This window comes from Vibrio sp. 1151_11, assembly GCF_029478525.1.
Classification (GTDB): domain Bacteria; phylum Pseudomonadota; class Gammaproteobacteria; order Enterobacterales; family Vibrionaceae; genus Vibrio; species Vibrio anguillarum.
Genome location: NZ_SHMN01000066.1, coordinates 1 through 3,027 on the forward strand (window position 1 = coordinate 1; position 3,027 = coordinate 3,027).

2 protein-coding genes are annotated in these 3,027 nt (G+C 39.6%); one reads left to right on the forward strand and one right to left on the reverse strand.

The genetic code is table 11. The annotated features are described in order from the left end of the window. Window positions 1-121 precede the first annotated feature (121 nt). Window positions 122-1,408, reverse strand: a complete 1,287-nt coding sequence (locus EXZ60_RS18640; RefSeq protein ID WP_169592523.1) for an ImmA/IrrE family metallo-endopeptidase — start codon at window positions 1,406-1,408, stop codon at window positions 122-124. An 843-nt stretch (window positions 1,409-2,251) separates the two neighbouring features. Between EXZ60_RS18640 and EXZ60_RS18645 the strand changes: the two genes are divergently transcribed. Further along, on the forward strand, window positions 2,252-2,413 hold the full coding sequence (locus EXZ60_RS18645) for a hypothetical protein (RefSeq protein ID WP_013868548.1): 162 nt from the start codon (window positions 2,252-2,254) through the stop codon (window positions 2,411-2,413). The last annotated feature ends 614 nt before the right edge of the window (window positions 2,414-3,027 follow it).

Sequence of the window (3,027 nt, forward strand, 5' to 3'; positions counted from 1 at the left end):
AAGCTCTGCAATGAAATTGCACACAAATTAAATACGCGCCCACGCAAAAGACTTGGGTATAGGACACCAACGGAGTATATTCATGCGCATCTGTAGAAAGTGTCGCACTTCAAACTTGATACTAAGCTTGCCCTACCGGTTCACGCATGATTCCAAGTTGTTTAAGACGAATAATGATCACGGTTTTAGATACGTTAAACTGCTTCATGAGTGATAACGTAACTAAGTTTAATAGCTCTTTGTTGCAGCACTGGTCATCTACGAACAAAGCACCGAATCCTCTATTATGTATGCCTCTTGTTCGAGCTTGCTCAAGAAAAGCCATTACAAATTGTTTCTTTGGAAGTAACAATGACGATGCAAACTGATTTGCTTGCCACTCTAAACGCATAATATCCCTTATGGATACATCATTCCTTGCTTCATCTAGGTGAGAGTCATAGCAACTCTCACGCAATATATAGTCTGCATGGCCCAAAATGTAATGCCCGAGTTCATGAGCAAGTGTAAAACGTGCTCGCTCTTTGGTCTCACACTGCGTTGTGTCTATCTTGATTTCATTTTTACTAAAGTCGATAGAGCCAAGAACTCCCTCTTGCAACTGAGCGTTTAACACTAAAGAAAGACCATAGTTTTCACTTACAAACTTGGAAAGTTTGTCGTCTTGCACGTAGCCACCAAAGTAACCAATAGAATCCAAGAGTAGTTCACTTTTGGATTCTATATACGAGCTATCCAAATAACGAACTAATGTTTGCGGCTCAGGTTTTGCTGTACGAATATAGCAAACAGACTCAACAAGTTCCTCTGAAAGCTCGGAAGTAATAACCTGTTCGAAAAATTCAAAAGTTGAATTAGTAAAGGAAGAACCAAAGAAACAATAACAATCAAAACCTTTACCGACAAAATCTTCCTGTTGAAGCGCAAGATTTATCGATGCCCTTTCCGTAGCTTGAACAGTACGACCTATTGAAGATGGGGAACGAGTCAATACCCATTCACTATTGTTAGCCTCAAAATAACGCAGAAGACCTATACCTTTTGATTTGGAAAACCTTAAAGCACCATCTTGAAAAGCGTTTGTTGAAGCCACTATTCCTTTAATATTTGCCCCAGAAACCTGCTGTACTTTCGCATAAAACTCTTCAATATCGTCAACAGGTACACGATGATTGTAATTTTTACACTCTATTAATACTAATACTGAATAGGTTTCTTGTCCTGGAAGATAAATCTCAATCGACACATCAAAAATAATGTCTTTCTCTCTATCTCTTGAGTAATAGCCCTTTTGAGTAAAAATTTTACAATAGTCTTTGTGAGCCCAGAATTGTCCGTGATCGATTTGTGTAGAGAAGAACTCGAAAATAGCCGCTTCTAATTCATCACCTTTTCTAACTGTATTCATTTATCACCATAAAGCCTAACGCCCAATTAAGTGGTGAACAACGCACTGGCCAAGCCGCTGCATGACACCGTAAAACACTTTACCTGACGCATAGTAAAACTGCCACGCGTTGAGAATCCACTTGAATTGCTTGTTATGTGAATTTTACCGTGAATTCAAAGTAAACCACCGTAGAAAGGAAGAGATTTGAATAACTTACGTGCAAAAACGATGCTTACCAAAACCTAAATTTCACAGCGATCTTAGCCAAAGAGAGTCACTTACAGAATCAACAACAAAGAAAGCGCCCTTTCAGCCACAACCAAACCTTTTGCTTCACCAGACTTTCAAAGCTGAGCTTCAGCAAGAGAATCAGTCAAAAAGACATTTCAATTAAAGCGATTTGAACTGGCGAAACTCAACACAAACCAGAGCCAAAACTTAATTGAGGCCATCCAAGAACCTTGGACGTGACCAATTAAAGCTCTTTCAAGAATCCATTTCGACAAAGCCAACTTGCCGAAAACACGGAACGAATTATCAATGAAATCGTAGCTTTGACCTTAAAAACTCATCAAACACATAACGCCCGGCTAAGGGGTTGACAACGCACCGCTGAACTTAAAAAAAACACTGTAAACACTGAACTTCAATTTTGCACTAAAGTCGCCAAGCGTTGGCAATCCCTCTTGAGCCGTTTGTTAGGCCAATAGATTGACAACGATACTTTAAAAACTCAAGAACAAGGCTTGTTTGAAAACTGAAAACCAACTAACCGATTCATTTATAAACCAAAATTTCAAATCAGCAAAGAAACCAAAAAACTCAAATTTAACGGTTTGGAAGAAAAGTGACGAGCGTAGCATGCTCGGCGGACGTTTGGATGCTGAAGGTTATTTTGCCGCTAAATTCACAACGAAAAGCAACCCAACACGATCAAGAAACAACAAATATGTGATGACGATTTATTGCTTAAGTCCAGCCATGAGAACATGGAATTCGCCGTTCAATTCAAACCCGATTTAGCTGATAAAAACTCACTTTGCCTAACGCCAAATTAAGCTGCTACCAACGCACAATGCCACTTTAAGCAATGCACCATAATCACAAAACCATTTTGGAACCGATTCAGCCGCGCGTTGGTAGTCAGGCTTGAATTTTTTGTTAGGTATTACTATTTCGTATTTATTAACTTGGCAAAGAATCGCTAGATTACCGCATTGTGATGAACGAAACCCAAATCTTTTACTCAATTTGGCAGCCAAATGCGATCAACTTAAAACAAGCAACTCATTCATTCGATTGAGAAAACCAAAGCGCCTTTGCGCCAGAGAAAATTTCAACCAACCGCTGCGGTTTTCAATGAAGCAACCCACGAATTTTGGCATGGGAAAGAGTTAAAGAAACGTGATGATTTGGGCAAACCAAGCCGATTTGCTGACATCCGCAAACGAATTGCTTAAGAAACCCCCAAATCTTTTCCCCAAAAATTACGCTTTTCTCTTCGTAAACCTAACGCCCAATTAAGTGGTGAACAACGCACTAACCAAGCCACTGCATTGCACCGTAAAACACTTTACCTGACGCATAGTAAAACTGCCACGCGTTGAGAATCCACTTGAATTGCTTGTTATGTGAAT